Annotated in this window: 1 protein-coding gene and 1 pseudogene; both read left to right on the top strand. The window is 45.7% G+C overall.

The window, feature by feature from the left end:
- Positions 1-254: pseudogene (locus A3739_RS17420) on the top strand (anthranilate/aminodeoxychorismate synthase component II); the annotation flags it as partial.
- 29 nt (positions 255-283) lie between these two features.
- Positions 284-1,181, top strand: an 898-nt coding sequence (trpD, locus tag A3739_RS17415) for an anthranilate phosphoribosyltransferase (protein ID WP_068502207.1), incomplete at its 3' end; no start/stop codon positions are given.

Raw genomic sequence — 1,181 nt, 5'->3', positions numbered from 1 at the left:
ATGAAGGTGTATTTAAAGGTTTACCTAACCCAGTGACAGCAACGCGATACCATTCTTTAGTGATTGATAAAGATGCGCTTCCTGATTGCCTAGAAATTACTNCGTGGACCGAACATGAGGATGGTTCAATGGAAGAGATAATGGGTGTGCGCCATAAAACCCTAGATGTTGAAGGGGTGCAATTTCACCCAGAATCAATTTTGACTGAATGCGGTCACGAGTTGCTTGATAATTTTTTGAAGCGCGAGTCATAAGCAAACACCAACAATAAGAGAGACTAGTCATGGATATTAAAGATGCAATTGCTCAGATTGTTGAGGGGCAAAGCCTATCAACAGAAGATATGAAAGTCGTGATGCAGACGGTAATGACGGGCGAAGCGACCGATGCGCAGATTGGTGCTCTATTGATTGCGTTGCGTATGAAGGGCGAGTCGATTGACGAAATTACCGGTGCAGCGCAAGTGATGCGTGATTTGTCTGCCTCTGTAAATGTTGATGCTCAGCACTTAGTTGATACCTGTGGAACTGGTGGTGATGGCTCTAATTTGTTTAACGTATCGACTGCATCTGCCTTTGTAGTTGCAGCCGCAGGGGGCAGCGTTGCAAAGCATGGTAATCGTAGTGTTTCTAGTAGTACCGGAAGTGCTGATCTTCTTGAAGCTGCAGGTGTTAATTTGGGCTTAAGCCCTGAGCAAGTTGCGCGCGCAGTGCAAGAGATTGGTGTTGGATTTATGTTTGCGCCAGCCCACCATAGCGCGATGCGTCATGCAATTGGCCCACGCAAAGAATTAGCAATGCGTACGATTTTCAATATGTTAGGGCCAATGACAAATCCTGCTGGTGTAAAGCGCCAGATTATCGGTGTGTTTTCGAAAGCACTTTGCCGTCCAATGGCGGAAGTATTAAATCGCCTTGGCAGTGAGCATGTGATGGTGGTGCATTCTGACGACGGCCTTGATGAAATTTCTATTGCGGCTAATACCCATGTTGCAGAATTGCGAGATGGCGAAGTTATTGAATATGAAATTCGACCTGTTGCCTTAGGTATTCAAGAAGCAGCATTAACTGATTTAAGTGTGGATAGTGCGGAGCAAAGTCTTGCTCTCATTAAGTCAGCATTAGGCAAAGATGATGGCGATATCGCGCAGAAGGCGCGTAACATCATTACGATCAATGCGG

The sequence above is a fragment of the Oleiphilus sp. HI0067 genome, assembly GCF_001635735.1.
This window is presented reverse-complemented; position numbering and strand designations above follow the sequence as displayed.